Origin of the sequence: Pseudomonas sp. GOM7 (assembly GCF_026723825.1) — a bacterium.
Taxonomy (GTDB): domain Bacteria; phylum Pseudomonadota; class Gammaproteobacteria; order Pseudomonadales; family Pseudomonadaceae; genus Aquipseudomonas.
This window is the reverse complement of sequence record NZ_CP113519.1, coordinates 2,080,357-2,106,377: the sequence shown is the minus strand read 5'-3', so window position 1 is coordinate 2,106,377 and position 26,021 is coordinate 2,080,357. Positions and strand designations below refer to the sequence as shown.

Here is a 26,021-nt window from a genome sequence, read left to right as displayed (position 1 = left end):
CTACCCGGTGTTGATATGACGCTGGACACCCTGCGCCTGGAAGTACCAGAACTGCGCGAAGAGCACGGCGTCGTGCCGGCGGATCTGGTCGGACAGCTCGCCAGCGCGCGCCGGCAGGATCTGGGCAACGCACTGCAACAGCTACTGAGCCTGCTGTTCAACCTCAACCGCAGCGCGCTGACCTTACTGGAAAGACAACGTGCGCTGCAAAACTTCAGCGATGAGTTCCGCCATTACGCTGCCCTGAGCGACGCTGCCGGCCCACCCAGCGCGCTGCTCCTGCGCCTGTGCAACGAACTGGCGATCGGCTTCAAGCGCCTGTTGCTGCAGATTCTCCAGGGCCGCCAGCCGTCCCTGCCCCACCTGGCCTGGTGCCTGTACATGGCACAGCACTATCTCGCCCAGCACCTGTTGCGCAGCTACCAGCTCTACCAGCAGCCGCCAGACTCACTGTGGCGCGACAGCCACCTGCTGTACTGGATCGGCGAACACCAGCAGTGTCTGGACGAACCCATCGCCGCTGCCTTCCAGCCCCGGCCGGCCAGCAGCCTGCGCGGCCTGTACCAACAGTGCCTGCTGCTGGCGCTGAGCGACCCCTTCCAACTGGCCGAAGGTGAATGCCTGACCCTGTTCGCCGCCCTGTCGCCCTATGCCGAGCTGGCGCGCCTGCAGCCCTGGGACGAAGACGACGACAGCGAAGGGGCGCTGCTGGATCTCAGCATCGGCAAACCCTGCCTGGGCTTCGAGCAACGTCCGCAAGGGCCGACGCAAACGCTGCGCCGCCTCGAGCTGGGTGCCCTGCTGGTCGCCCTGCAGGAACCCGCACCCCTGCAGAGCGCGCAGGAGCATGAGCTGCTCGAACGCGTGCAACCCCACTGGCTGGGGCAGCGCCAACGCCGTCACGCCCGTGCCGAACTGGACGGTCAGTGCAGCCTGGTGATCGGCCTGGCCGCCATCCATGCACACCTGCTTGAGCAACGGCCGCCGCGCACTACGGCCCATCTACTCGACGCCGGTGCCGGCGGCGCACGTCTGCTGTGCAACGCCAACGAGGGCCTGCAGATGGTGGTCGGGCAATTGGTGCTGCTGCTCACCGAAACCACGCCGACTCTGGCCCTGGTACGCTGGCGCCATGTCAATGGCGAAGGTCTGCACCTGGGCATGCGCTACCTCAAGGGTCTGCCACGGCCGGTCTGGCTGCGTCGCGCACCCAGCGCGCAGACGCACCCTGGCGTCCTGCAGAGCACGCCAGCTCCCGGCTCCGGCTGGCATCACGGCCTGTGGCTGGCGCTGGGGCAGTTCGTCGAGGGCGAGCACCTCTGGCTGCAACTGGCCAACGTGCACAACCAGGCCATCGTGCAGCTACCTGCGAGCAACCTGGCGACCACCAACGTGGCGCGTCACCCCCTGCATCTGAATTAAGCCGAGGCCCGCGGCTCGGATGGTCGCGCCAATAGCCAGTCCGCCAGGTTGCTTGCGAACAGCTCATCCTGCTGCGCCTGCAGGGTTTCCAGCGCCTGGCGCATGGCCGGGAACCAGGGCTCCTCGAGCTGTTGCGGCAACTGCTGCAGGTTCGGCAACGGCCAGGGGCTGCGCGTCAGCAGTTGCTGCAGGCTGAAATAATGCAGGTCACGACACAGCACCCAACCACCACCACTGGCACGGCAGGCCAGTTGCTCCTGCTCGAGAAAATCCATCACCTCGCTCCACTCGTCCTCAGGCATGCGCCAGCCCGCCCCTTGCAGGCCCCGATAGTGCAGCGCCTGACCATGCTGCTGGCGCGCCAGCAGCAGGCGCAGGATGCCCAGCAATACCAACATGCGCGGCAAGGGGCGGCGGCGCCATTGCTTGGGCAGCGACAGGCTGCACACCAGCTCGGCGCCCAGCAGCACGATCAGCCACGACAGATAGATCCACAGCAAGAACAGCGGCACCGTGGCGAAGGCGCCATAGATCAGTTGATAACCGGGAAACAGCCGCACGTAGAGGCCGAACAGGGCCTTGGCGATCTCGAACAGCACGGCGGCGAACACCCCGCCCAGCAGGGCATGGCGCACCGGAACACGGGTGTTGGGCACGGCAGCATAGAGCAGGGTGAAGGCCGCCACGCTCGACAGCAGCGGCATGAAGCGCAGCAGGGTCTTGGCACCGAGCACCGCATCCGGGCCGGAGATCAGCGACAACGACGTGATGTAGGTGCTGATGGCGAACCCGGCACCGAGCAGGATCGGCCCGAGACTGAGGATCGCCCAGTACAGCAGGAAGCTGGACATGCCACGGCGTGGCTGACGCACGCGCCAGATGGCATTGAAGGTCTTCTCGATGGTCACCAACATGAGGAAGGCTGTGACCGCCAGCAACACCACGCCGATCCAGGTCAGTTGCTTGGCCTGGCCGGTGAACTCACGCAGGTACTCCTGCACCGTCTCGCCGGTGGAGGGCACGAAGTTGTGGAAGATGAAGGACTGGATCTCTTCGCCCACGCCCTGGAAGGCCGGTACCGCCGAGAGCATGGCAAAGGTCACGGTCATCATCGGCACCACGGCGAACAGGGTGGTATAGGTCAAGGCCGCCGCGCTGCTGGTGCCACGATCCTCGAAGAAGCGCTGCAACAGGCCACGCCAGAACTCCCACCAATCGCGCAGTCGATAGCGCATGCCCTCTCCTCAAAGCTGCATTGCTCGGCTCGTCGCCGCTTGGATTGCCTGGGCGCCCGGGCAGGCCGATTGCCTGAACGCTGAATCTGAACAGACCACCGGCCGCGTGAAAAGGTCGCACGGCCTCATGCAGGGGGTTTCGCCTATCCATGCCGGAGGCGGTTAGAATAGCGGCCACCTGAAGACGAATACAGCTCACCATGACCGACCTGACGCTCTATCACAACCCGCGCTGCTCGAAATCCCGCGGCGCGCTGGAACTGCTCGAAGCCCGCGGCCTGCAACCGAAAGTCGTGCGCTACCTGGAAACCCCGCCGAGCGCAGCCGAACTGCGCGACCTGCTCGGCAAGCTGGGCATCAGTGCCCGCCAGCTACTGCGCAGTGGCGAGGACGAGTACAAGGCTCTGGGCCTGGCCGATACCAGCCTGAGCGACGCGCAACTGATCGAGGCCATGGTGCAGCAGCCGAAACTGATCGAACGCCCGATTCTGGTCGCCGGCGACAAGGCGGTGATCGGCCGGCCGCCGGAAAAGGTATTGGAGCTGCTGGCATGAGCACGCCCTACATTCTGGTGCTCTACTACAGCCGCCACGGTGCCACCGCCCAGATGGCCACGCAGATCGCCCGTGGCGTCGAACTGGCCGGCCTGGAAGCCCGCCTGCGCACGGTGCCGGCGGTGTCCAGCGAATGCGAAGCCGTAGCGCCAGCCGTGCCCGAGGCAGGCGCCCCCTACGTCAGCCTGGACGACCTGAAGAACTGTGCCGGCCTGGCCCTGGGCAGCCCGACCCGCTTCGGCAACATGGCCGCGCCGCTGAAGTACTTCCTCGACGGCACCAGCAACCTGTGGCTGACCGGCGAACTGGTGGGCAAGCCGGCTGGCGTGTTCACCTCCACCGCCAGCCTGCACGGCGGCCAGGAGAGCACCCTGCTGTCGATGATGCTGCCGTTGCTGCACCACGGCATGCTGCTGTGCGGCCTGCCCTACAGCGAATCGGCCCTGCTGCAGACCCAGGGCGGCGGCACGCCCTATGGGCCCAGCCACCATGCCGGCGGCGACGGCAAACGCGGCCTGGACGAACAGGAAACTGCTCTCTGCCGCGCCCTCGGCAGCCGCCTGGCGCGCCTTGCGCAGAAGCTGGAGAACTGACGTGGCCCGCGCCAAGAAACCTCTGCCCAACCTGCAATGGCTGGAACCACGCATGAAGCTGAGCCGCGCCCTGAGCCTGTTCAGCTTCGTCACTCTGGTGGCCCTGCTGCTGGTCTGGAACCTGGCCTTCGCCGACCTCCATGGCGCTCGCATCGGCGTGGTGCTGGCCATCCAGCTAATCCCCCTGGCCCTGCTGGCACCCGGTCTGATCATGGGCAGCGCTCGCGCGCATGCCTGGACCTGCTTCGTGGTCAACATCTACTTCATCCAGGGCGTGCTTGCCGCCATTGACCCGCAACGCGCCCTGTTCGGCGTACTGGAGGCGCTGATCAGCTTCAACCTGTTCTGCTGCGCCCTGCTCTACACCCGCTGGCGCTTCCAGTACGACCGCAAATTGGCAGGGGAATAAAAGCAGCTTCAAGCTCCAAGCCACAAGAAGGAGCGCTCACCCCCTCTGACTTGCGTTTTGCAGGCCCGTAGCCCGGATGAAATCCGGGGATGGTGCGGGAAGCCTCCCGGATTGCATCCGGGCTACGCTCTTGCTTGTAGCTTGCGGCTTGCAGCTCGCCTCCTACCAGCCCAGGGTTTCCTTGAGAAAGGGAATGGTCAGCTTGCGCTGGGCTTGCAGCGAGGCCTGGTCGAGGCGTTCGAGCAGCTCGAACAGCGCGCTCATGCCGCGCTCGCCACGGGTGAGGATGAAGCGCCCAACCTCGTCGCTCATCTGCAGGCCACGGCGCGAAGCACGCAGTTGCAGGGCGCGCAACTTGTCTTCGTCGGACAGCTCGTGCAACTGGAACACCAGCGCCAGGGTCAGCCGCGACTTGAGGTCGGGCAACTGGATCGGCAATTCGCGCGGCGACATGGTGCCGGCCAGCAGCAGACGTCGGCCACTGTCACGCAGGCGGTTGAACAGGTGGAACAGACCCTCTTCCCAATCACTGCGCCCGGCAATCGCGTCCAGATCGTCGAGGCAGACCAGCTCGCACTGCTCCAGATTGTCGAGCAGTTCCGGGCCGTGCTGCACCACCTCACCCAACGGCAGGTACACCACAGCCTCGCCACGCTGCTCGAAACGCAGGCAGGCCGCCTGCAGCAGGTGGCTGCGGCCGACACCTTCGGCGCCCCAGAGGTAGATCAGGCTTTCCGTCCAGCCGGCATCGGCCTCGCACAGGCGCTCGACATAACCGAGCGCTGCGGCGTTGGCACCGGGGTAGTAGTTGGCGAAGGTAGCGTCGTCGCGCAGACGCACCCCCAGAGGTAGCTGGATAGGTTTCATGCAGGGCTCGGCGGCTCATCGGAACCGCTGTTGGACTCTCCGTAAAGGCCGGAAAGTTTATACAAATCATGAGCATGGCGCAGCAGCACCATGATCACCGCCGCCACTGGCAGGGCCAGCAGCACGCCGGTAAAGCCGAACAGCTGACCGCCAGCGAGGATGGCGAAGATTACCGCCACCGGGTGCAGGCCGATACGATCGCCCACCAGCAGCGGGGTCAGCAGCATGCCTTCGAGCATCTGCCCGACCATAAACACCGCACCGATGCCCAGCAGCGGATAGGGGTCGAGACCGAACTGGAACAGCGCCGCCACCAGCGCCGCGCCGATGCCGACGATGAAGCCCATGTACGGCACGATGCTCGCCAGGCCAGCCAACAGACCGATCAGCAGGCCCAGCTCCAGCCCCACCAACATCAGGCCGACGGCATAGATGACGCTCAGCGCCAGCATCACCAGCAACTGCCCGCGCAGGAAGGCGCCAAGCACCTCGTGACATTCGCCCACCAGCTTGACCACCAGCCCTTCGCGCTGACGGGGCAGCAGGCGGCGCATGCGCTCGACCAGCAGATCCCAGTCGCGCATCAGGTAGAAGCTGACCACCGGAATCAACAACAGGTTACCCAGCCAGGCCAACAGCGCCAGGCTGGAAGACGTGGCCTGCGCCAGCACCGTTCTGAGCACGTCGGTGGTCTTGCCGAGATTGTCGGAAAACACCTGCTTGAGCTGGTCGAGCTGCAGCAGATCGTGGTTCAGGCCCAGGTGCGACTGCGACCAGGGCAAGGCCGTGCCCTGCAGCCAGTCGAGCATTTGCGGCATCAGTTGATACAGGCTCACCAGTTGCCGGCCGAGCATCGGTACCAGTACCAGCAACAGGATCAGCAAGGCCAGGGAGAACAAGGCGAAGACCACCACCACACCGCCAGTGCGCGACAGGCGATGGCGCTCCAGGCGGTCTACCAGGGGGTCACCCAGATAGGCCAGCAAGATGCCCACCAGAAAGGGCGAAAGAATCGGGTGAAGCAGGTACAGCAACCAGCCGAGCAGAAACAGCCCAGCCATCCATAGCCAGCGATTGGAGTCGGTCATGCTCGCTTCCTCGGTTTGCGCAATGCCAGGTGCACACTGCGGCCTGGTTGGCCGCAGCGTTGCAGTTTACCAACGGAAATACAGGGCGTTGGACGCTGCAGGCTGCGCTGGCGCCGGCCCACTGGCAGCCTGGGCATCGCCGGAAGCAGCAGGCGCCTCATTATTGGCTGCCGTTTCAGCATTAGGTGCAGGGGCCGGCATTTCCTGCAACTGCCCCAGGGCCAACTGCGCACGCAACTGCTCGGCACTGGCGTTGACCTGATAGGTCAGGCGCTTGCCGTCGACGGCCAGCAGGCGCGGCGCGAAGGGCTCGAGCAGGCGCTCGACGGCAGCGAAGCGGCTCAGGTCAGCGCCCTCGAGCACCAGCGTCAGGCTCTGCGCCGCCCCCGGCTTGACCACGAAACGCGGCGCCAGGCGCTGATTGACCGCCAGCATCACCGCATCGGCCAATGTTGCCTGATCGGCAGCCTCGGCACTGCCCTGCTCACGCTCATCGCCCAGCCACAGGCGCCATTGTGCCTGCCACTTGCCATCGGCCTGACGGGCGACCACCGCCAGCAGCGCATCGGCGCCATAGCGCTCGGAGGCATCGCGCAGGGCCTGCGGGTCATTGGCGGCAAAATTCTCCGCAGTGGCCACCAGTTGCTCACTGAGATCGGCCAGGGGTAGGCGCACCGGCAGGCCACGGTGCTGCGCGGCATTGCGCAACAGCCCGGCATCGGCCTGGCTCTCGCCAATTAGCTGGCTTTCCTCGTTGCTGTCGCTGAGCCACCAGGTCAGGATCAATGGGCGATTGGCACCCCACAGCGGCAGTCCGGCACCACGCAACAGACGCTCGGTGCTGGCCGGGTCGAAATCCACCAGCAGCGCATCACCCTCGTAGCCGAACTGGCTGACGATCTGTTGCGGATCCTTGCGCAGCCCGTCCAGGGCCGGATTCTGTATCGCCTGGGTATCGCCGGTCAGGCGTTGCACCAGGGTCTGCAAGGCACGCTGCATGGCCTCGTCGCGACTGCCGGATTCCTGGTCGGCAACCGGTTCACGCACCTGATAGAGGCCACTGACCGGGGCCGCCCAGGCGGGCAGGCAGAGCAACGACAGGCAAAACAGCAGCGGGCGAAGGAACGGACGCATGGTGGGCTCTCGCAGAAGGAACGACGGCGCAAGGCCGTGCAGAGGGCCTATACCTTAAACAGCCGCCAGCGGCCGGGCAACCGGCGATGCAAGGCGCGACGAAGCGCACGCGCGTGAGTGGCCGCTACCGGGCAAGCCTGATAAAATCGCGCGCCTTCGCCAGCCGGTAGGCGCGCCGGGCTCCTCAGCATGAGCCTGCGCCACGTCGGCGCTACCCGAACTCCCCATTCAAAGGCCCGGATCTATGAGCAAGCAACCCTCCATCAGCTACAAGGACGCAGGCGTCGACATCGATGCCGGTGAGGCCCTGGTCGAACGCATCAAAGGCGTGGCCAAGCGCACTGCCCGTCCGGAAGTCATGGGTGGCCTGGGTGGCTTCGGCGCCCTGTGCGAGATCCCGGCCGGTTACAAGCAGCCGGTACTGGTGTCCGGCACCGACGGCGTCGGCACCAAGCTGCGCCTGGCGCTGAACCTGAACAAGCACGACAGCATCGGCCAGGACCTGGTGGCCATGTGCGTCAACGACCTGGTGGTCTGTGGCGCCGAGCCGCTGTTCTTCCTCGATTACTACGCCACCGGCAAGCTCAACGTCGACGTGGCCGCCACCGTGGTCACCGGCATCGGCGCCGGCTGCGAACTGGCTGGCTGCTCCCTGGTCGGTGGTGAAACCGCCGAAATGCCCGGCATGTACGAAGGCGAGGACTACGACCTGGCCGGCTTCTGCGTCGGCGTGGTGGAAAAGAGCGAGATCATCGACGGTTCCAAGGTGGTCACTGGCGACGCCCTGATCGCCCTGCCCTCCTCCGGCCCGCACTCCAACGGCTACTCGCTGATCCGCAAGATCATCGAAGTCTCCGGTGCCGACATCGAGCAGGTGCAACTGGGCGGCAAGGCCCTGGCCGACCTGTTGATGGCCCCGACCCGTATCTACGTCAAGCCGCTGCTCAAGCTGATCAAGGACACTGGCGCGGTCAAGGCCATGGCCCACATCACTGGCGGCGGCCTGCTGGACAACATTCCGCGCGTGCTGCCGGAAGGCGCCCAGGCGGTGATCGACGTGGCTAGCTGGACTCGCCCAGCGGTGTTCGACTGGCTGCAGGAGCAGGGCAACGTCGACGAGCACGAGATGCACCGCGTGCTCAACTGCGGCGTCGGCATGGTCATCTGCGTGGCGCAGGATCAGGTCGAAGCAGCTCTGGCCAGCCTGCGTGCCAGTGGCGAACAACCCTGGGTCATCGGCCAGATCAACGAGGCGGCCGAAGGCGCAGCCCAGGTGCAACTGAACAACCTGAAAACCCACTGATGCCGTGCAATGTCGTCGTCCTGATCTCCGGGTCGGGCAGTAATCTGCAGGCCCTGATCGACAGCAGCACCCAGGACGACAACCCGGCACGCATCGGTGCGGTGATTTCCAACCGCGCCGACGCCTACGGCCTGCAGCGCGCGCAGCAGGCCGGCATCGCCACCGAGGTGCTCGACCACAAGCAGTACGAGGGGCGCGAAGCCTTCGATGCCGCGCTGATCGAGATCATCGACGCCCACCAGCCCGACCTGGTGGTGCTGGCCGGCTTCATGCGCATCCTCTCGCCCGGCTTCGTCAAGCACTACAGCGGGCGCCTGCTCAATATCCACCCGTCCCTGCTGCCCAGACACAAGGGCCTGCATACCCACCAGCGGGCGCTGGAGGCCGGCGACGCAGAGCATGGCTGCAGCGTGCACTTCGTCACCGAGGAACTCGATGGTGGCCCCCTGGTCGTACAGGCAGTGCTGCCGATCCTGGCAGACGACACGCCCGAGCGCCTGGCCAGCCGCGTGCACCAGCAAGAACACCGTATCTATCCGCTGGCGGTGCGCTGGTTCGCCGAAGGCCGCTTGCGTCTCGGCGCGCAAGGCGCAATGCTGGATGGCCAGCCGCTGCCCGCCAGCGGCCACCTGATTCGAACCTAGGAGACTTTATGCGTCGTGCCCTGTTGTTCGCCCTGACCCTGCTCAGCCTGCCGGCCTTGGCCGCAGAGCTGGAACCCTTCTCTGCCAGCTACACCGCCGATTGGAAGCAACTGCCGATCAGCGGCAGCGCCGAACGCAGCCTCACCAAGGTCGATGGCGAGCGCTGGAAGCTCGACTTCGAGGCGTCGATGCTGGTGGCCGGCCTGTCCGAACAGAGCACCTTCAACCTCGACAACGGCGCCCTGCTACCCCATAGCTACCGTTTCGACCGCAGCGGCCTGGGCAAGAGCAAGAAGATCGAACTGGATTTCGACTGGCAACAGAAACAGGTGATCGGCAGCGACCGTGATAACGCCGTGCGCCTGCCCCTGAACCGCGGCCTGCTGGACAAGTCCAGCTACCAGATCGCCCTGCAGCTCGACGTGGCCGACGGCAAGAAGAGCATGAGTTACCAGGTGGTCGATGGCGACGAAGTGGAGACCTACGACTTTCGCGTGCTCGGCGAGGAAGTGGTGCGTACCCGCGCCGGCCTGATCGACGCCATCAAGGTCGAGCGCGTGCGCGACCCCACCCAGAGCAGCCGCAAGACCATCCTCTGGTTCGCCAAGGACTGGGGCTACCTGCTGGTGCGCCTGCACCAGGTGGAAACCGACGGCAAGGAATACCAGATCATGCTCAAGGACGGCACGGTCAACGGCAAGCCGGTCGAAGGCCGCCAGGGCTGAGACTTAGTTTTTTGCCCTTCTTGTAGGAGCGAACTCATTCGCGATTGGGGCCAGGCACCGTGCCAGCCCCTCGCGAATGAATTCGCTCCTACCTGTTTGTGCATCCCTCAATCGTGGCTAACAGCACCGATCTTGTGGATCGACAGGTCGGCGCCATTGAACTCCTCTTCCTGCCCCAGGCGAATGCCTAGCGTCACCTTGATCAGCCCATAGACGGCGAGACCACCGACCAGCGCCACCAGCACCCCCAACAGCGTGCCGATCAGTTGGCTGGCCAGGCTGACGCCACCCAGACCGCCGAAACCTGGCTGAGCGAAGATGCCGCAGGCAATACCGCCCCACACGCCACACAGACCATGTAGCGGCCATACGCCGAGCACGTCGTCGATCTTCCACTTCACCTGAGTGGCCGTAAAAGCCCAGACGAACAGCGCACCGGCGATAAGCCCGGTCACCAGAGCCCCGATCGGATGCATCAGATCGGAGCCGGCGCACACCGCCACCAGCCCAGCCAGCGGGCCGTTGTGCAGAAAGCCGGGGTCATTACGCCCCACCAGCAGGGCCGCCACCGTGCCGCCTACCATCGCCATCAGCGAATTGACCGCCACCAGGCCGCTGATATTCTCCAGGTTCTGCGCGCTCATCACGTTGAAGCCGAACCAGCCGATGATCAGGATCCACGAGCCCAGCGCCAGGAAGGGAATGTTCGAGGGCGCCATCGCCACCAGACGCCCATCACGGTAGCGGCCATTGCGCTGGCCGAGCAGCAGCACGGCGCCGAGCGCCAGCCAGCCACCCACCGCATGCACCACCACCGAGCCGGCGAAATCATGGAAGCCGGCGCCAAAGCGTGCCTCCAGCCAGGCCTGGAAGCCATGGTTGCCGTTCCAGATCAGGCCCTCGAAGAAGGGATAGACGAAGGCGACGATCAGCGCCGTGGCGCACAACTGCGGGCCAAACCTGGCACGCTCGGCGATGCCGCCGGAAATGATCGCCGGGATGGCCGCAGCGAAGGTCAACAGGAAGAAGAACTTCACCAGGCCATAGCCATGATTTTCCGTCAGCACGGCGGCCGGCTCGAAGAAGGTCACGCCGTAGGCCACCCAGTAGCCGATGAAGAAATAGGCCAGGGCCGACACGGCGAAGTCCGAAAGGATTTTCGACAGGGCATTGACCTGATTCTTCTGTCGCACCGTGCCCACTTCGAGGAAGGCAAAACCGGCGTGCATGGCCAGAACCATGATGGCGCCCAGCAGGATGAACAGCGTATTGGAACCGTGCACCAGGGTGGCAACGGCACTATTGAGGTTTTCCATCTAAGACGAGGGCTCCGAAAATGGAAAAAGCACCAAATGAAAGCAAAACGGGCCAATCACGCACCATCAAATGGCAGACCAGCTACCGACGCCCAAAAAAAGCCCGGACAGTCGGCACCAAACTGGCACTACCCGCTTCCACCGAAAAGGCACTTATTTTTTATTTATCAATGGGTTGAAATCTTTTCTGGCCATCCTGAGCCAACCCGAAGCAGCCCCACAAGAGGGCATTTCGAGCGCATCACGCACCAGTACAATGCAATCGATATACCAGTACGGGAGTTTGCTAATCTGACTGAACCCTCGGAGCCAACAAGACTCAGACCTCATACATTCACCACGCAGAGGATGCGCATGATGCCCCGCAAGACTGCTACTTCATCGCAAGACAGCCTGCTCGACGAGTTCCAGGCGCTGGTCACCGACACCGAGAAACTGCTGCAACACTCCGCCAGCCTGGCCGGCGAGCAGGCCGACCACCTGCGCGAAGACATTCACAACAGCCTGCTGCGAGCGCGTGAAACCCTGAAGAATGCCGAAAGCAGCCTGCGCGAACAGGGTAAGCTGGCGGTGGACAGCACCGAGGAATACGTGCACAAGCACCCCTGGCAGGCACTGGGTCTGGCAGCCGCCATTGGCGCGCTGATCGGCCTGTTGCTAAGCCGGCGCTGATTCAGCGACATGAGTCAGAGCCCCTCACCGCGCCGCCTCGGCGGCGCCCTGCTCGGCTGGCTGCAGGGCCACCTGGAGCTGATCGGTCATGAACTCGAAGAACAGCGCAGCCAGGCGCTACGGGCTTTGCTGCTTGGTGGTCTGTGCCTGGGTTTCGCCCTGCTGCTGCTGATCGGCCTGTCGGCACTGCTGCTGATCGTTTACTGGGACAGCCACCGCCTGGCCGTGGCCACGGGCCTGTGCCTGTTCTACGGTCTGGGTCTGCTGCTCAGCGCCAGTGCCTTGCTGGCGAGCTTGCTACGCGCGCCCGCACCGTTCAGCGCCAGCCTTGAAGAACTGCAACGAGACCGCGAGCAACTGCTGCCATGAACCCGCCCAACCTGCCCAGCCACGGCTCACGCCGCGAAATGCGCAAGGCCATGCTACGCATGCGCCTGGAGATGCGCCGCCAGGAAATCCGCCATGAAGCCTTATTGCTCACCCAGCCTCTGCGCCAGGTGCGGGACATGAGCATGCACCTGCGCAGCAGTGGCTCTGCACCATTGTGGCTCACCGGTGGTGCCCTGGCGTTCGCCGTGCTGCTCAGGGGCAAAGGTGGCTGGCGCCGCTGGCTGCGCATCGCCCTGATACTGATGCCATTGCTCAGACGGCGTGGCGCCTCCCGCCCGGCATCCGGCGAGGTCACCCGCCATAACTGAATGGTTACCTTTCATGTGCCGCCTGGCCGCGTTCTTGCTTAGTCGAGTCATCTGCTTATTGAATAACCATAAAACGGCTCATAACTAAGGAATTCCCAGGTGACCGAGGGAACGCCATTCGCTGTCTTCCAACCTTTTATCGATACCGCCACCGGGCGTATTGCTGGCGTCGAAGCGCTGGCACGGCTGGTTGACGAGCATGGCCAGATACACTCAGCCGGCCCATTGTTCGCCGATCCCAAGACGCCGCCGGCAGCTCTACGCCGGCTCGACCGCCAGGTGCGTGAAAACGCCCTGATGCGTTTTCACGAGGCGCCGAAGGACTGGTTCCTCAGCCTCAACATCTCGCCGCGCTGGATCAGCCGCCTGCGCCCGGCGCAACCCCTGCCCAGCCTCATCCAGTTGCAGCGCAGCGGCGTCGACCCCCAGCGCATCGTCTTCGAGATCACCGAACTCGGTGGTGCCAGCCAGCGCCTGCCACAGGTGGTGGCGCGCTATCGCGAAGCCGGTGCGCGTATCGCCATCGACGATTTCGGTGCCGGTTACTCGCAACTCGACCGGGTGCTGGCGCTACAACCGGACATTCTCAAACTGGACATGCGCCTGTTCCAGGAAGCGGCGCGCGGCGGCCCCAGCGGCGAGGTAGTCAAGGCCCTGGCGCAGATGGCCGAGAAGACCGGCTGCTGGATCATCGCCGAAGGGGTGGAAACCGAGGCCGAGCTGAACTTCGCCCTGGAATGCGGGGCTCGCTACGTGCAGGGTTTTCTCTTCGCCCGCCCGGAGCGTGAGCTGTTCGCCAGCGATGCCTTCGTCGACCGCTTCGCCCATCTACGCGACAGCTACGTACAGCACAAGCTGTCCGAACGTGCCCGCCTGGTAAAGCTGCGCAAACACCTCAGCGAACTGATGAGCGAACTCAAGCCATGGGCAGAGAGTGGTGCTGCCAGCAGTCTGCTCAAGGCACCGGATGACTATCCCTGGCTGCTGCGCACCTATCAGTGCGACCGCAACGGCACGCAGATCAGTCCCAATCTGGAATGGTGCGGCAGCCATTGGCGCACCGACGATCGCTACCTGGGCCACAACTGGTCCTGGCGCCCCTATTTCTACCAGTTGCTCGCCGAGGGCTGGGACGAGCGTCGTCTTACACTGTCGAGCACCTACCGCGACGCCACCACCAATCAGTACTGCATGACTGCCGGCCAGTTCATCGACAATGGTCAGCGCCTGCTGCTGGTGGATATCGATGCTGCCGCGCTGTAGCGTGGTGACGCTAGCGAACTTGCAATCCGACCTGGGGCTTTGAGATTTCTCTCGTGCCTGATACCCCCTGGACGGTGATCTCCGGGTAGATTCTTCGCTGGGTTTCAGGGAAGTCAGTCTTGATACCGGACTGGCAAGTTTTTGGTACTTCGGGTGTTTGTTCCGAATTGCCGCGTTTTGGTTGATGTTCTTTGTTTCGCCCTCCCGGGCGAGTCACTTTTGGGGCAAAAGTAACCAAAACCTCCGCCCTTTCATCCGGCCCTCGCTGCGCGAGGGTTCGCTCACTCCATCGCCGCTCCAGAGGCCCGCCGCGGTGGGCCATCCATGGCCCATCGCGGCTCTCGCGACATCCATGTCGCTCGACCTCTTCCACGACGATTGCGTTCGCCCTCCTGGGCGGGCTCTGCACGCGCCTGAACGTGAGGTAACCCAGAATGGTCGCAGAGTGCTTGAACATGGGTCAGCCTTAGGGCTGACTGAGAGGCCGGCTATACGCCGGCAAACTGTCCATGCGCATGAAACTACTCGAATGAAAGTTTTGGTTTAACTCGACGGCCACATCGCAACTTCACAGCTACCAGAACACGCCGGGCGTACCTTGGAATGCCAGTTCCTTCAGGCGCGCGAATGTCCCCCTTCAGGAGGGTGAGTGGAATCGTTGTGTAGAGGGTTGAGCGGCATGGATGCCGCGAGAGCCGCGACTGGCCAGGGATGGCCCTTCGCGGCGGGCCCTCGGAGCAATGATGGAACGAACGAACCCCGGCGCAGCCGGGGCCGGATGGCGGGGGTGCGTTAATGAGATGGTCACCCCCACACCCAGCGAGGATTACGCTTCCACTGGGTGTTTTATTTGGAGGCCATCACCATGAATACAGTCGCGTTAGTTGGTATCGATCTCGGCAAGCACAGTTTCCACCTGCATGGGCAGGACAATGCCGGACAAGCTGTCTTTCGCAAGAAGACGACCCGCACGCAAATGATGCGGCTGCTAGGTAACCTGCCAACGTGCACAGTGGTGATGGAGGCCTGTACCGGATCGCACTTTCTGGCCCGGCAACTCATGAACTTCGGGCATGAGGTGAAGCTGATCTCGCCGCAGTTCGTGCGCCCCTTCGTCAAGACCAACAAGAACGACTTCATCGATGCCGAGGCGATCTGCGAAGCAGCTTCACGGCCCAGCATGCGCTTCGTGACACCCAAGACCGAAGCCCAACAAACCCTGTCGGTATTGCACCGAATGCGCGAATCCCTGGTACGCGACCGGACGAAAACGGCTAATCAGGCTCATGGTTTTCTGCTGGAATTCGGTATCAGCCTGCCTAAAGGCCTGTCGCAGGTCAGGCGCCTGCTGTGCACATTGGACGAGCACGAATTGCCGCCTCGTCTGGTCGGGCTGCTGAGGCGTCTGCATGAGCACTTCTGCTATCTGGATGAGCAGATCAAGGCGTTGGACAAGGAAATGGCCAGCCAGCTTGTCGAGGATGATCTGGGCAGCCGCCTGCTGACGATCCCCTGTGTAGGCACAATTACAGCCAGTCTGCTGTGTGCCGAAATGGGCGATGGCAAACAGTATGGCCGTAGTCGTGATTTTGCCGCTTCAGTGGGGCTGGTGCCACGCCAATACAGCACGGGAGGCAGGGCCAATCTGTTGGGCATCAGTAAACGTGGCGACAAGAACCTGCGCCGGCTACTAGTGCAGTGCGCCAAGGTTTATTTGCAGCGCCTGGACTATCAGCAGGGCGCCTTAGCCGATTGGGTACGCTCGCTTCTTCAACGGCGTCACGCGAACACCGTGGCATGCGCCCTGGCCAACAAATTCGCCCGGATCGCCTGGGCAATTGCAACCAATCATTCGCAGTTTGAAGCGAGATCAGGCACTGCCGTCGCTTGATACCCGGTCTTACTGCTGTGATACGAAACACCCTTTCAGGTTTTGCGATGCTGAACAACCGATGACATGAACGGCACACCGGCCTGGTGAAGATCCTGGCAAAAGAATCGGCTTTTGAAGCCGCTGCGCTTATAAGGATCACCCGGCGCGACTCTCATCGTGGCGCGGGGCATACCCTATACAGACGCCGGATAGATTTAGGCAAGCCAATCATCCATCGCTGATCAGCGTTGCAAAAACGGGGGTGACCATAGATTCTTTTGCTTACTTTTCTTTGCGCATTTCAAAGAAAAGTGAGGCGCCCGAGGGGGCGAAACAAGGAGTTTCTGAATACATCGCCGCGGCGTCCAGAACACCAACTCAAGTCAACAAGATCACACAAACTTGCCAGTCCGGTATCAACCAGCAGCCCGAACCTCAAATGATCAATTACACCATCCCCCCGGGCTTGCAGCCAGCCGCCCGAACACCCAAGCTAAGGACTCTGGATCAACCCGATGAGGATCGGCCTTGGATTGGCACACCCTGCTTACCCGCGAACGTCTCGGCAAACCTGCCCCCAGTTCGGCCGAACTGGGCCGCAGCCCGTTCCACAAGGATCATGACCGCATCATCTTCTCCGGCGCCTTTCGCCGCCTCGGACGCAAGACCCAGGTGCATCCGGTCTCGAGCAACGACCATATCCACACGCGCCTGACCCACTCGCTGGAAGTGAGCTGCGTGGGCCGCTCGCTGGCCATGCGCGTCGGCGAGATGCTGCGTGACGAACTGCCCGACTGGTGCGAGCCGAGCGACCTGGGCATGGTCGTGCAATCGGCCTGCCTGGCCCATGACATCGGCAATCCGCCCTTCGGTCATTCCGGCGAGGATGCCATCCGCCACTGGTTCCAGCAGGCTGCCGGACGCGGCTGGCTGGACGCGATGAGCGATGCCGAGCGCGGCGACTTTCTCAACTTCGAGGGCAACGCCCAGGGCTTTCGAGTGCTCACGCAACTGGAATACCACCAGTTCGACGGCGGCACGCGACTGACCTACGCCACCCTCGGCACCTACCTCAAGTACCCCTGGACGGCCCGCCACGCCGAAGCCCTGGGCTACAAGAAGCACAAGTTCGGCTGCTACCAGAGCGAACTGCCGCTGCTCGAGCAGATCGCCGCCAAGCTGGAGCTGCCACAAGTGCAAGCGCAGCGCTGGGCCCGTCACCCGCTGGTGTATCTGATGGAGGCGGCCGACGACATCTGTTACGGCCTGATCGATCTGGAAGATGGCGTGGAGATGGAGCTGCTCGACTACAGTGAGGTGGAAGCCCTGCTGCTCGATCTGGTCGGCGACGATCTGCCGGAAACCTACCGCCAGCTCGGCCCGCGCGACTCGCGCCGGCGCAAGCTGGCAATCCTGCGCGGCAAGGCCATCGAGCACCTGACCAATGCCGCCGCCGGCGCCTTCGTCGAACAGCAGCACGACCTGCTGCGCGGCGAGCTGCAGGGGGATCTGGTCGAACACATGCACGGCGCGGCCAAGCGCTGCGTGCAGCAGGCCAAGGCGCTGGCGCGGGAGAAGATCTTCCACGACAAGCGCAAGACCCTGCACGAGATCGGCGCTTACACCACCCTGGAGATCCTGCTCAACGCCTTCTGCGGCGCCGCGCTGGAGCAGCACAGCGGGCGCCCGCTGTCGTTCAAGCATCAGCGCATCCTCGACCTGCTCAGCTACTACGCCCCGGAGCCGGGCTGGCCGCTGTACCGCTCGTTCATGCGGGTGATCGACTTCATCGCCGGCATGACCGACAGCTACGCCACGGAAATGGCCCGGGAAATGACCGGCCGCTCCAGCCCGGTATAGGTGGCAGATGAAAAGCCTGATCCGCAACGGCCTGTCCTGGCATGCCGGGCCACCGGCCTGGGGCGCGGCGCTGGTCGCTGGTTTCGGCTGTGCCTTGCCGCTGCTGCTGGGGCTGATCACCCTGCATACGGGCTTTCTCTGGGCCTCGCTGGGCGCCTTCCAGGCCGCCCAGGCCAATCCGCTGCACCGCTTCGGCATGCTGCGCATGCTCATGCTTACCGGTTTCGGCGCCTGCAGCGCCGGCCTGGGCTTCTGGGCCGGTAGCGATGCACTGCTCAGTCTGGGCCTGTTCGCCGGCTTCGGCCTGCTGCTGGCCTGGTTGCAGCGCTATGGCAGCGAAGCCGGCAAGCTGGGTTTTGGTCTGTGCATCTGCCTGTGCCTGGGGCAGAGCCAATATGGCCTGGGCAACCTGCACAACCCCTACGCCGTGGCCATGCTGTTCAGCCTCGGCGGCCTGTGGGTGATGCTCCTGGCATTCGGCATGCGCGGTATGCATGGGCTGCGCACATGGCCTTACATGCCTCGACTGCTTCGCCTGCTCAAGGTCTTGCGACGCCATGCCAGGCGCCTGCCCAAGCGACAATGGCGCCTGCACGCGTTGGGCTGCATGCTGGCCTTCGCCGCCTCCGGGCTGGTGGTCAACCTGGCAGGGCTATCACATGGTTACTGGCTGACCCTGGCAGTGATCACCACCTTGCAACTGGAGCTTCACGACAGCCTGCTGCGCGCCTTGCAGGCCAGCCTCGCCAGCCTGGCCGCCGCTGCTCTCTTGATCCTCGTTGGCCACAGCCTGCAGAACCCACCACTGATGGTCATGGTGTTACTGCCGTTGATCCTGCTCAACCGTGCTCTGCAGGCCAATCACTATGGCCTGTTCGTGCTGCAGACCAGCCTGTGCTTCGTGTTGCTCACCGAGAGCCTGTCACGCGACTGGCACCTGCCCGAGGTACGTTTGCTCAATGCCTTGATCGGCAGCGCCCTGGCGCTGGCCGTGGCCCTGCTGATCCATGCCCTGCAGCGACGATTCGCCAAGGGCAAACGCAACGCACAGGCACAACCGCCCACCTAACCAGGCAGACCCGGCCACTCTTCACTACGCTTGCCAGACAGGTTCAGCGCCCGCCCCTCGCCTCGACCCAGGAGTGAAGAGCCATGCTCAGCAACGCCGTGCCGCGCGAACGCCGCTTTCCTCTGCACGTCCATATCAGCCTGCTGTTCACCTTTCTGCTGCTGCTCACCGGCGTGCTGCTGGGCCTGTTCAACTACCAGCAGACCAGCCGCCTGATCTTCTCCAGCAGCGCCACCCTGTTCGAGCGCATCCAGAGCGAGGTGCAGAAGGATCTGGATGCCACCTACCGCCCCATCCGTCATCTGCTCAGCCTGCTGGCGCTCAACCCCGCAGCCCAGGCGGATGACCTGCAGACTCGCCTGGAGCTTCTGCCGATCTTCGCCCAGGCCCTACGCGACAACCCCAAGCTGGCCTCGCTGTACCTGGGTTACGAGGATGGCGACTTCTTCATGGTGCGCCCCTTGCGCAGCGAGCACCTCAAGCAGCTCTTCGATGCCCCAGAGAATGCCGTCTACCAGGTCTGGTCGATCGACCGCAGCAGCAGCGGCATCGCCAGCGATTACCTGTTCTACGATGGCTCGCTGAGGCCCGTGAGCCGCCGCCAGAACCTCAACGAACGCTACGATCCACGCCAGCGCGAGTGGTTTCAGCGCGCCCGGGGCGATGGCGGGCAGATCACCACAGCACCCTATCTGTTCTTTTCCAGCCAGGAAATCGGCACCACCCTGGCGCGCCGTGCGGGCCTGACCACGGTGCTGGGCGCCGACCTGACCCTCGACGACCTCTCGGCAACCCTGGCCAAGCACCGCGTCACCCCCAGCAGCGAGGTGGTACTGGCCGACAGCGAAGGTAACGTGGTGGCCTACCCGGACAGCAGCCGTTTGATCCGCCAGCACAACGGCAAGCCCGTGCGGGTCAAGGTAGAAGAACTCAGCCCTGCGCTGGGCGAACTGCTCGCCAGCGACCAGGCGCCTCAGGGCATCATTGAACTGGCTCACAAGCGCTGGGCCACGGCCCACTGGCATATTCAGGACGGCGGCCCGCAGGGCCTGCAACTGGCCCTGCTGGTGCCCGAGCACGAGCTGCTGGCCGACGCTTACCGCATTCGCTGGCAAGGCGCGCTGATCACCCTCGCCACCCTGCTGCTGTGCCTGCCCGTGGGCTGGATGACCGCACGGTTGCTGATCAAGCCCCTGCGCTCACTGGTGGAAGAGGCCGAGGCCATTCGTCGCTTCGACTTCAATACGCCGCCATGCACTCGCTCGCCGATACTCGAAGTCGATCGACTGGCCGTATCGATGACCCATATGCGCGATACCCTCGCACGCTTTCTCGATATCGCCGCCAGCCTCTCGGCGCAAACCCATTACGACACCCTGCTCAAGCAGGTGATGGACTCTACCGTGGCCATCAGCGAGGCCCAGGGCGGCCTGCTCTATCTGCTCGACGACGACAGCGGGCGCCTGGAGCCACAGGGCCTGGTCATCGATGGCCAACAACGCTCCCTGGATGAGCTGTACATCCAGGCCCTGCCCCATGACGCCCCGGATCTGCCCGCCTGGCTGAGCGGCCCTGTCCAGGGTGGCAAGAGCATTGCCCAGTCCATCGGCTTCGACCAGGCCGGGCACCTGCAGAAACTGTTGCTGGCGATGGACAGCCCGCGCCTGCACCTGATCGCCGCCGGCCTGCACAACCGTCAGGGCGATACCATCGGTGTACTGGTGCTGTTGCAACGCGATACCGGCGAGAACGGCGAAGACATGCTCAGCCCGGAGCGGGTCGCCTTCGTCGACGCGGTATCCGGCAGCGCCGCCCTTTGCATCGAAAGCCAGCGCCTGCTGGCTCGGCAGAAGCAACTGCTGGATGCGTTCATCCAGCTCATCGCCGGTGCCATCGATGCCAAGAGTCCCTATACCGGCGGCCACTGCCAGCGCGTGCCGGAAATCACCCTGATGCTGGCCCGCGCCGCCGCCGCGAGCGAGGCGCCCGAATTTCACCAGTACAACCCCACCGATGAGGAGTGGGAGGCACTGCATATTGCTGCCTGGCTGCACGATTGCGGCAAGGTCACCACCCCCGAGTACGTGGTGGACAAAGCCACCAAGCTGGAGACCCTGTATGACCGCATCCATGAAGTGCGCATGCGCTTCGAGGTGCTCAAGCGCGACGCCTGGATCGCCTACTGGCAAGGCGTCGCCGAGGGGGGCGACGCGCAGACACTGGCCGAACAGCGCGACGCCCAGCTCGCCACCCTGGACGAGGAATTCGCCTTCGTCGCCAGTTGCAACCTGGGCAGCGAGCAGATGGCCGAAGCCGATCAGGCACGCCTGACGCAGATCGCCGAACGCCGCTGGCTGCGTACCCTGGACAAGCGCCTGGGGGTGTCCTGGGAAGAGGCGCAGCGCCTGGAACGCACGCCAGCCGAACCGCTGCCGGTACTCGAACCACTGCTGGCCGACCGCCCCGAACATCTGCTCGAACGCCCGCCGCAGGAGCTGTTCGCCGCCGACAACCCCTGGGGCTTCAAACTGCAGGTGCCGCCGTACAAGTTCAACCGCGGCGAGCTGCACAACCTCGGCATCGAGCGCGGCACCCTGACTGCCGAAGAGCGCTACATCATCAACCATCACATCGTGCAGACCATCCTCATGCTCGACCGCCTGCCATTCCCGCGACATTTGCAGAGCGTCAGCGAGATTGCCGGTGGGCATCATGAAAAGATGGATGGCAGCGGCTATCCCAAAGGCCTGACGCGCGAGCAGATGAGCCTGCCAGCACGAATGATGGCCATTGCCGATATCTTCGAGGCGCTCACCGCCGCCGATCGTCCTTACAAGAAGGGCAAGACCCTGTCACAGGCACTCGGCATCATGGCCGGCATGTGCCGCAATGCGCATATCGATCCGCAGCTCTTCGCCCTGTTCGTGCATAGTGGTATCCCACAGCGCTACGCCAGGCGCTTCATGCAGGCCGGGCAGATCGATGAGGTGGATGAGCGGAGTATTCTGCAGCAGGCCGGGTTGGCCTGAGAGAAGGCGCCGGAAACACCGGCGCCAGGGTGACGATCAAGCCTGGTTGATCGGCGTACCCGGGTACCAGACGTCCAGCAGCGGGCTGATCTCGAAACCTTGCAGCTCCTCACGGCCCTTGAGCCAGGCCTCGACGGCCGCGCGCTGTTCTTCGCTCACCGAGCCACGCTTGGCCAGGCAGACCAGGCCGTAATCCTCGCCACCGACATAGTCCAGGCCATTGCCGGCGATGGCATCGTCGAGGAACTGGTCGATGAAGCCGTCGATCACTTGATCGCTCAGGTCGGCCTTGAAGTTCAGGGTCAGCTCGAAGCCCAGCTCCTGAAATTCATCGACACAGAGCTTCTTGCGCAGACGGCGGGAACGGTTGGTGGCCATGTAGCTTTCCTCACAGATGATAATCCGCGGCACTCTAGCAGTTTCCTCGCCGGATAGCCCGTCTTGATCGCGTGCAAAACCCCAGCAGTGCGGCATAATGGGCGCCATTCGCTCCACCCATCTATCGTTGCTCCGCTGCTTGCGGAAGGTTTTCTCGATGATTCAACGGTTTCGCCAACTGGCGCTCGGCGCCCTGCTTCTGCCCCTCGTTCTGACCACCCACGCAGCCTCCTCCATCAACCTGCCGGCCAATGTCGAGAAGGCGTTGCGCGCCAACAAGATACCCAGCCATTCGCTGTCCGTGGTCACCCTGCCGCTGGACGGCCAGCCCGGTGGTCTGCAGTTCAACGCCGACATCTCGGTGAACCCGGCCTCCACCATGAAGCTGGTGACCACCTTCGCCGCGCTCGAACTGCTCGGGCCGACGCACCAGTGGCAGACCGAGTTCTATACCGATGGCCCCCTGGAAAATGGCGTGTTGAAGGGCAATCTCTACCTCAAGGGTGGCGGTGATCCCAAGCTGAACATGGAGAAGCTCTGGCTGCTGCTACGCGATCTGCGCATCAACGGCGTGAAGCAGGTGCAGGGTGACCTGGTGCTCGACCGCAGCTTCTTCGTCACGCCGCAGTTGCCGGCCTTCAACGACGATGGCGGGGATGACAACAAGCCGTTCCTGGTCAAGCCCGACTCGCTGCTGGTCAACCTCAAGGCGCAACGCTTCGTCGCCCGCGCCAGCGAAGGCAAGGTGCAGATCGCCATGGATCCGCCCATCGCCGCCATCCGTATCGACAACCAGGTCAAGTTGCTCAAGCCGGGAACCTGCCCGTCCTGGCCGGACGTGCGCTACAACCCGGTGCGGCAGTACGACGGCCTGACCCTGATCGTCAGCGGCCAGTTGCCCGAAGGCTGCAGCGCACAGACCTACCTGTCGCTGCTCGACCACCCGGCTTACGCGGCCGGCGCCGTACGCGGCATCTGGCAGGAACTGGGCGGCCAGATTCTCGGCAAGGATCGCCAGGGCCAGGTGCCGGAGAAGGCCCGCCTGCTGGTGCGCGCCCAGTCACCGGACGTGGTGGAGGTCATCCGCGACATCAACAAGTACAGCAACAACACCATGGCCAAGCAGTTGTTCCTCAGCATTGGTGAGCATTTCCGCAATGCCGCTGACAAGGACGACGGCATGGCCGCGCAGCGGGCGATCCGCAGTTGGCTGGCACGCAAGGGCATCACCGCCTCGCACCTGGTCATGGAGAATGGCTCGGGATTGTCCCGTGCCGAACGCGTCAGCGCCCGGGAAATGGCGGCGATTCTCCAGGCCGCCTGGCGCAGCCCCTACTCCGCCGAATTCCGCAGCTCGCTGCCGCTGGTGGCGATGGATGGCACCATGCGCAAACGCCTGCGCCGTACTCCACTGGTGGGCGAGGCACACATCAAGACCGGAACGCTGAACAACGTGCGTGCCATCGCCGGCTACAGCCGCGACAGCAACGGCCAGAACTGGGCCGTGGTGGCGATCCTCAACGACCCCAAACCCTGGGGCGCCAGCGCCATCCTCGATCAGGTACTGCTGGACACCTACAAACAGCCGAAACGTTGAGGAATGAGTAGCCCGGATGCAATCCGGGGCCAGGGTCAAAAGCCCCCGGATTGCATCCGGGCTACGCCATCAGCGCGCAGTGAAACGCCACGCGCGATGGATCTTGGGGTTGCGCGCGAAGTCGGGGTCGAGGGTCTGGGCACTGATCTCCTCCACCTGATAACGCGCCGCCAGTCCTTCATCGAGCTGGAACTTGCGGAAGTTGTTGGAGAAGTACAGCACGCCGCCACGAGCCAGGCGCGCCATGGCCTGATCGAGCAGTTCGACATGGTCACGCTGCACGTCGAACACCCCTTCCATGCGCTTGGAGTTGGAGAAGGTCGGCGGGTCGATGAAGATCAGGTCGTACTCCTCACGATCATTCTCCAGCCACTGCATGACGTTGGCCTGCTCCAGGCGATGCTTGTCGGAGAAGCCATTGAGCGCCAGGTTGCGCCGCGCCCAATCCAGGTAGGTCTTCGACAGGTCGACGCTGATGGTGCTGCGCGCACCGCCCTTGGCCGCGTGCACGGTGGCCGTGGCGGTGTAGCAGAACAGGTTGAGAAAGCGCTTGCCGGCAGCCTCGCGCTGGATGCGCAGGCGCAATGGCCGGTGGTCGAGGAACAGCCCGGTATCGAGGTAATCGATGAGGTTGACCAGCAGCTTGACTCCACCCTCCTCGACCTCGAGGAACTGGCTCAAGGCCGCCTGGCGCTGGTACTGGCTGGTACCACTCTGGCGCTCGCGGCGCTTGACCACCACATGGCTCTGCGCGATGCCCAGGGCCTGAGGCACCGCAGCCAGGGCATCGAGCAGGCGCGCCTGAGCCTTGTCCGGGTCGATCGAACGGGGTGCGGCATACTCCTGCACATGCACCCAGTCGCGGTACAGATCGATGGCCAGGGCGTACTCGGGCATGTCGGCATCGTACAGCCGATAGCATTCGACACCCTCGCGACGCGCCCACTTGCCCAGTTGCTTGAGGTTCTTCTGCAGGCGATTGGCGAACATCTGCCCGCCCTCGGACAGGCGTGCCGGCGTGGCCGGCTCGGCTGGCGCATCCTCCTCCCTGCGACCACGACGGTCACCGATGACGAACTGATCGGCCTGCACCTTGATCAGCAGCAACTTGCACGGCAACGCACCGTTCCAGAAGGCATATTGCTTGTGGCTGCGCAGGCCCATGCGCTTGCCCAGTTCCGGCGTGCCGGTGAACACCGCCGCCTCCCAGCCCAGGCAGGCCTGGCGCAGGCGCTCACCGAGGTTCTGGTAGAGATACAGCAGGCTGGCCTCATCCCCCAGGCGCTCTCCATAAGGCGGGTTGCTGATCACCAGGCCCTTCTGGTTCTGGTCGGGGCGCGGCTCGAAGCTGCCCAGCTCGCCCTGGTAGATCTTCACCCAATCGGACAGCCCCGCGCGTTCGACGTTGTTACGCCCGGGCTGGATCAGCCGCGGGTCGGCCTCGTAACCGCGAATCCACAAAGGTGGCCTGGCCAGCCCATCGGCCGCACGCTGCTCGGCCTCGGCATGCAGCTTCTTCCACAGCGCCGGTACGTGCCCAAGCCAACTGGAGAACCCCCAGCGCTCGCGCTTGAGGTTCGGCGCGATATCGGCAGCCATCAGCGCCGCCTCGATAAGGAAGGTGCCAACGCCGCACATGGGGTCGGCCAGAGCACCGCCTGCGGCGGCGATTCGCGGCCAGCCGGCACGTATCAACACGGCTGCGGCCAGATTCTCCTTGAGCGGCGCCGCCCCCTGCTGCAGGCGGTAGCCACGCTGGTGCAGACTGTGCCCGGAGAGATCGAGCGAGAGCACCGCCTCGCCGCGGTCAAGGCGCAGGTGTACGCGCAGATCCGGGTTGAGCTTGTCGATGCTCGGGCGCTCGCCAGTGCGGGTGCGCAGGCGATCGACGATGGCGTCCTTGACCTTCAGCGCGCCAAAGTGGGTATTGTCGATTCCCGACCCCTGGCCGCTGAACTCCACCGCCAGGCTGCCAGTCGGCTCGAGATGATCGCGCCAGTCCACCGCCTGTACCCCGGCATAGAGCTGCTCGGCATTGCTCATGGAAAAGCGCGACAGCACCAGCAGCACGCGGTTGGCCAGGCGCGACCAGAGGCACAGGCGATAGGCCACCTCCAGATCCCCCTGCCCGCGCACGGCTGCGGTCTGTTCACGGGCCTCCTCGAGGCCGAGACCAGCGGCCTCTTCCAGTAGCAGGCCTTCGATGCCCTTGGGGCAGGTAAGCACGATTTCGTAACGCTCGGACATAACCATCCAGTGCCAATGGCGATAAAAAGAGGTGCCAAACACCTC

The 26,021-nt window shown here is 64.0% G+C and carries 24 protein-coding genes; 17 read left to right on the top strand and 7 right to left on the bottom strand.

The window, feature by feature from the left end:
- Positions 1-15 precede the first annotated feature (15 nt).
- Positions 16-1,422: a PilZ domain-containing protein gene (locus OU800_RS09545; protein WP_268183237.1), complete on the top strand. Its 1,407-nt coding sequence runs from the start codon at positions 16-18 to the stop codon at positions 1,420-1,422.
- On the opposite strand, the gene OU800_RS09540 is transcribed toward OU800_RS09545, so the two are convergent.
- A complete protein-coding gene (locus OU800_RS09540) occupies positions 1,419-2,657 on the bottom strand; it encodes a virulence factor BrkB family protein (protein WP_268183235.1) in 1,239 nt (412 codons plus the stop codon). The genes OU800_RS09545 and OU800_RS09540 overlap by 4 nt on opposite strands.
- Before the next feature lie 200 nt (positions 2,658-2,857).
- Here OU800_RS09540 and arsC point away from each other — a divergent pair, with 200 nt between their 5' ends.
- Genes arsC through OU800_RS09525 form a run of 3 tightly spaced genes read left to right on the top strand, consistent with a single transcriptional unit; the run spans position 2,858 to position 4,213 of the window.
- Complete coding sequence (gene arsC / locus OU800_RS09535) at positions 2,858-3,211, top strand: arsenate reductase (glutaredoxin) (RefSeq protein ID WP_268183233.1); 354 nt, start codon at positions 2,858-2,860, stop codon at positions 3,209-3,211.
- Positions 3,208-3,804 carry an NAD(P)H:quinone oxidoreductase gene (gene wrbA, locus OU800_RS09530; protein WP_268183231.1) on the top strand — a complete coding sequence of 199 codons (597 nt, stop codon included), beginning with the start codon at positions 3,208-3,210 and terminating at the stop codon, positions 3,802-3,804. The genes arsC and wrbA overlap by 4 nt, the downstream gene beginning before the upstream one ends.
- Position 3,805: 1 nt before the next feature.
- Positions 3,806-4,213, top strand: coding sequence for a DUF2069 domain-containing protein (locus OU800_RS09525; RefSeq protein ID WP_268183228.1), 408 nt, complete (start codon positions 3,806-3,808; stop codon positions 4,211-4,213).
- Positions 4,214-4,375: 162 nt separating this feature from the next.
- Here the strand turns inward: OU800_RS09525 and hda are convergent, their stop codons facing one another.
- The 3 genes from hda to OU800_RS09510 all read right to left on the bottom strand — a co-directional run bounded on the left by hda (position 4,376) and on the right by OU800_RS09510 (position 7,302).
- Positions 4,376-5,080 (bottom strand): DnaA regulatory inactivator Hda, encoded by a 705-nt coding sequence (gene hda, locus OU800_RS09520; RefSeq protein WP_268183226.1) that lies wholly within the window; start codon positions 5,078-5,080, stop codon positions 4,376-4,378.
- Positions 5,077-6,168, bottom strand: coding sequence for an AI-2E family transporter (locus OU800_RS09515; protein ID WP_268183225.1), 1,092 nt, complete (start codon positions 6,166-6,168; stop codon positions 5,077-5,079). Before OU800_RS09515 ends, hda begins: the two co-directional genes overlap by 4 nt.
- A gap of 66 nt (positions 6,169-6,234) precedes the next feature.
- Positions 6,235-7,302, bottom strand: coding sequence for a DUF2066 domain-containing protein (locus tag OU800_RS09510; RefSeq protein ID WP_268183224.1), 1,068 nt, complete (start codon positions 7,300-7,302; stop codon positions 6,235-6,237).
- Between the two features lie 244 nt (positions 7,303-7,546).
- On the opposite strand from OU800_RS09510, the gene purM reads away from it, so the two are divergent.
- Genes purM through OU800_RS09495 form a run of 3 tightly spaced genes read left to right on the top strand, consistent with a single transcriptional unit; the run spans position 7,547 to position 9,974 of the window.
- On the top strand, positions 7,547-8,605 hold the full coding sequence (purM, locus tag OU800_RS09505; protein ID WP_268183221.1) for a phosphoribosylformylglycinamidine cyclo-ligase: 1,059 nt from the start codon (positions 7,547-7,549) through the stop codon (positions 8,603-8,605).
- Positions 8,605-9,249, top strand: coding sequence for a phosphoribosylglycinamide formyltransferase (gene purN, locus OU800_RS09500; RefSeq protein ID WP_268183219.1), 645 nt, complete (start codon positions 8,605-8,607; stop codon positions 9,247-9,249). The genes purM and purN overlap by 1 nt, the downstream gene beginning before the upstream one ends.
- Positions 9,250-9,257: 8 nt before the next feature.
- Complete coding sequence (locus OU800_RS09495; protein WP_268183218.1) at positions 9,258-9,974, top strand: DUF3108 domain-containing protein; 717 nt, start codon at positions 9,258-9,260, stop codon at positions 9,972-9,974.
- A gap of 107 nt (positions 9,975-10,081) precedes the next feature.
- Here the strand turns inward: OU800_RS09495 and OU800_RS09490 are convergent, their stop codons facing one another.
- The gene (locus OU800_RS09490; RefSeq protein ID WP_268183216.1) at positions 10,082-11,290 is read right to left on the bottom strand and encodes an ammonium transporter; all 1,209 of its coding nucleotides are present in this window, start codon (positions 11,288-11,290) and stop codon (positions 10,082-10,084) included.
- Between the two features lie 20 nt (positions 11,291-11,310).
- Here OU800_RS09490 and OU800_RS09485 point away from each other — a divergent pair, with 20 nt between their 5' ends.
- The 9 genes from OU800_RS09485 to OU800_RS09445 all read left to right on the top strand — a co-directional run bounded on the left by OU800_RS09485 (position 11,311) and on the right by OU800_RS09445 (position 21,754).
- Entirely contained in the window at positions 11,311-11,469 is a 159-nt protein-coding gene (locus OU800_RS09485) for a hypothetical protein (RefSeq protein ID WP_268183215.1), read from the top strand.
- A 178-nt stretch (positions 11,470-11,647) separates the two neighbouring features.
- Positions 11,648-11,962, top strand: coding sequence for a DUF883 family protein (locus OU800_RS09480; RefSeq protein WP_268183214.1), 315 nt, complete (start codon positions 11,648-11,650; stop codon positions 11,960-11,962).
- 9 nt (positions 11,963-11,971) lie between these two features.
- Positions 11,972-12,331 carry a phage holin family protein gene (locus OU800_RS09475; RefSeq protein WP_268183212.1) on the top strand — a complete coding sequence of 120 codons (360 nt, stop codon included), beginning with the start codon at positions 11,972-11,974 and terminating at the stop codon, positions 12,329-12,331.
- Positions 12,328-12,660: a hypothetical protein gene (locus tag OU800_RS09470; protein WP_268183210.1), complete on the top strand. Its 333-nt coding sequence runs from the start codon at positions 12,328-12,330 to the stop codon at positions 12,658-12,660. Before OU800_RS09475 ends, OU800_RS09470 begins: the two co-directional genes overlap by 4 nt.
- A gap of 99 nt (positions 12,661-12,759) precedes the next feature.
- Positions 12,760-13,923: an EAL domain-containing protein gene (locus OU800_RS09465; protein ID WP_268183208.1), complete on the top strand. Its 1,164-nt coding sequence runs from the start codon at positions 12,760-12,762 to the stop codon at positions 13,921-13,923.
- An 865-nt stretch (positions 13,924-14,788) separates the two neighbouring features.
- Complete coding sequence (locus tag OU800_RS09460) at positions 14,789-15,814, top strand: IS110 family transposase (RefSeq protein ID WP_268179744.1); 1,026 nt, start codon at positions 14,789-14,791, stop codon at positions 15,812-15,814.
- A 510-nt stretch (positions 15,815-16,324) separates the two neighbouring features.
- Entirely contained in the window at positions 16,325-17,656 is a 1,332-nt protein-coding gene (locus OU800_RS09455) for a deoxyguanosinetriphosphate triphosphohydrolase (RefSeq protein WP_268183207.1), read from the top strand.
- A 7-nt stretch (positions 17,657-17,663) separates the two neighbouring features.
- Positions 17,664-18,725: an FUSC family protein gene (locus OU800_RS09450; RefSeq protein ID WP_268183204.1), complete on the top strand. Its 1,062-nt coding sequence runs from the start codon at positions 17,664-17,666 to the stop codon at positions 18,723-18,725.
- Positions 18,726-18,808: 83 nt separating this feature from the next.
- Positions 18,809-21,754 (top strand): HD domain-containing phosphohydrolase, encoded by a 2,946-nt coding sequence (locus OU800_RS09445; RefSeq protein ID WP_268183202.1) that lies wholly within the window; start codon positions 18,809-18,811, stop codon positions 21,752-21,754.
- 36 nt (positions 21,755-21,790) lie between these two features.
- Here the strand turns inward: OU800_RS09445 and OU800_RS09440 are convergent, their stop codons facing one another.
- Positions 21,791-22,132 (bottom strand): YggL family protein, encoded by a 342-nt coding sequence (locus tag OU800_RS09440; RefSeq protein WP_268183200.1) that lies wholly within the window; start codon positions 22,130-22,132, stop codon positions 21,791-21,793.
- Between the two features lie 157 nt (positions 22,133-22,289).
- On the opposite strand from OU800_RS09440, the gene dacB reads away from it, so the two are divergent.
- Entirely contained in the window at positions 22,290-23,729 is a 1,440-nt protein-coding gene (dacB, locus tag OU800_RS09435; RefSeq protein ID WP_268183197.1) for a D-alanyl-D-alanine carboxypeptidase/D-alanyl-D-alanine endopeptidase, read from the top strand.
- 69 nt (positions 23,730-23,798) lie between these two features.
- Here dacB and rlmKL read toward each other — a convergent pair whose 3' ends face one another.
- Positions 23,799-25,976, bottom strand: coding sequence for a bifunctional 23S rRNA (guanine(2069)-N(7))-methyltransferase RlmK/23S rRNA (guanine(2445)-N(2))-methyltransferase RlmL (gene rlmKL, locus OU800_RS09430; RefSeq protein WP_268183194.1), 2,178 nt, complete (start codon positions 25,974-25,976; stop codon positions 23,799-23,801).
- Positions 25,977-26,021: the final 45 nt, after the last annotated feature.

Coding starts and splice junctions, on each gene's coding strand:
- OU800_RS09545 (WP_268183237.1), top strand. CDS start 16: ATGACGCTGGACACCCTGCGCCTGGAAGTACCAGAACTGCGCGAAGAG.
- OU800_RS09540 (WP_268183235.1), bottom strand. CDS start 2,657: ATGCGCTATCGACTGCGCGATTGGTGGGAGTTCTGGCGTGGCCTGTTG.
- arsC (WP_268183233.1), top strand. CDS start 2,858: ATGACCGACCTGACGCTCTATCACAACCCGCGCTGCTCGAAATCCCGC.
- wrbA (WP_268183231.1), top strand. CDS start 3,208: ATGAGCACGCCCTACATTCTGGTGCTCTACTACAGCCGCCACGGTGCC.
- hda (WP_268183226.1), bottom strand. CDS start 5,080: ATGAAACCTATCCAGCTACCTCTGGGGGTGCGTCTGCGCGACGACGCT.
- OU800_RS09515 (WP_268183225.1), bottom strand. CDS start 6,168: ATGACCGACTCCAATCGCTGGCTATGGATGGCTGGGCTGTTTCTGCTC.
- OU800_RS09510 (WP_268183224.1), bottom strand. CDS start 7,302: ATGCGTCCGTTCCTTCGCCCGCTGCTGTTTTGCCTGTCGTTGCTCTGC.
- purM (WP_268183221.1), top strand. CDS start 7,547: ATGAGCAAGCAACCCTCCATCAGCTACAAGGACGCAGGCGTCGACATC.
- purN (WP_268183219.1), top strand. CDS start 8,605: ATGCCGTGCAATGTCGTCGTCCTGATCTCCGGGTCGGGCAGTAATCTG.
- OU800_RS09495 (WP_268183218.1), top strand. CDS start 9,258: ATGCGTCGTGCCCTGTTGTTCGCCCTGACCCTGCTCAGCCTGCCGGCC.
- OU800_RS09490 (WP_268183216.1), bottom strand. CDS start 11,290: ATGGAAAACCTCAATAGTGCCGTTGCCACCCTGGTGCACGGTTCCAAT.
- OU800_RS09485 (WP_268183215.1), top strand. CDS start 11,311: ATGGAAAAAGCACCAAATGAAAGCAAAACGGGCCAATCACGCACCATC.
- OU800_RS09480 (WP_268183214.1), top strand. CDS start 11,648: ATGCCCCGCAAGACTGCTACTTCATCGCAAGACAGCCTGCTCGACGAG.
- OU800_RS09475 (WP_268183212.1), top strand. CDS start 11,972: ATGAGTCAGAGCCCCTCACCGCGCCGCCTCGGCGGCGCCCTGCTCGGC.
- OU800_RS09470 (WP_268183210.1), top strand. CDS start 12,328: ATGAACCCGCCCAACCTGCCCAGCCACGGCTCACGCCGCGAAATGCGC.
- OU800_RS09460 (WP_268179744.1), top strand. CDS start 14,789: ATGAATACAGTCGCGTTAGTTGGTATCGATCTCGGCAAGCACAGTTTC.
- OU800_RS09450 (WP_268183204.1), top strand. CDS start 17,664: ATGAAAAGCCTGATCCGCAACGGCCTGTCCTGGCATGCCGGGCCACCG.
- OU800_RS09445 (WP_268183202.1), top strand. CDS start 18,809: ATGCTCAGCAACGCCGTGCCGCGCGAACGCCGCTTTCCTCTGCACGTC.
- OU800_RS09440 (WP_268183200.1), bottom strand. CDS start 22,132: ATGGCCACCAACCGTTCCCGCCGTCTGCGCAAGAAGCTCTGTGTCGAT.
- dacB (WP_268183197.1), top strand. CDS start 22,290: ATGATTCAACGGTTTCGCCAACTGGCGCTCGGCGCCCTGCTTCTGCCC.
- rlmKL (WP_268183194.1), bottom strand. CDS start 25,976: ATGTCCGAGCGTTACGAAATCGTGCTTACCTGCCCCAAGGGCATCGAA.